We start from the raw sequence: 668 nt of genomic DNA on the forward strand, positions 1-668 counted from the left end.
TGGATTACAGTGGCCTCCATGCCGATGAAATGAAACGCCAACCCCAAAGTTCCATAAGGCGTTACTAATTTAAATTGTTGTTGTGGGCGGGTGGCGAGCTGTTCGTTCTGAACGGCTTCGGTCTGATTTGGGATGAGATATCGTTTCGCGCGCCGGCGGAGCAATGCGCTGTTTTTGTCATTTCGCAATCCATGTCGGGCAAGTGGCCGCCTTACCGGCTCTTGTCAGTGCGTAGGCGCGCGATAGTTTTTGTGGGGAAGGGACTTCGATCAAAAGGAGCCGACGATGGAACACCAAACTCTAAGTCAATTGCAGACAATTGCAGAAGTAGAACCCCTCTCGACATACCCGATCATGACCCGGCAACAGCGTATTGAGCGCTGGGCAGAGTTGCTGGCACAACATCCCGAGCGACGCCTGAGAGCCCTTACCGGCACTGAGTATCTGAAGCGGGAAGCCCGCGACGCAGCACGCGGTGAGGGCTCGCCAATTACAGTGGCCTTCGAGGACCCGCTACTGCGTGCGTTAGGCCTGAAGGATGACACCTATGGGGAAGCAAAGCGCTTCTTCGAACTGTCTGACGGTGAGTTGCATGACATCGTCTGCAGTTGCCATGTCGGAACCACGTTCAGAGGGCAGTGGGCTGCCGCTAGAGTCCGCCGGTCGAT

The 668-nt window shown here is 55.7% G+C and carries 2 protein-coding genes; one reads left to right on the forward strand and one right to left on the reverse strand.

Features of this window, described 5'->3' with window-relative positions; genetic code table 11:
- Positions 1-188, reverse strand: a 188-nt coding sequence (locus tag NKJ04_RS33630; protein WP_352680120.1) for a hypothetical protein, incomplete at its 3' end; no start/stop codon positions are given.
- A 97-nt stretch (positions 189-285) separates the two neighbouring features.
- Between NKJ04_RS33630 and NKJ04_RS33635 the strand changes: the two genes are divergently transcribed.
- Positions 286-668 (forward strand): hypothetical protein (locus NKJ04_RS33635; RefSeq protein ID WP_352680122.1); only part of this gene is annotated, 383 nt, incomplete at its 3' end.

It is taken from the genome of Mesorhizobium sp. M0618, assembly GCF_040320765.1.
Classification (GTDB): domain Bacteria; phylum Pseudomonadota; class Alphaproteobacteria; order Rhizobiales; family Rhizobiaceae; genus Mesorhizobium.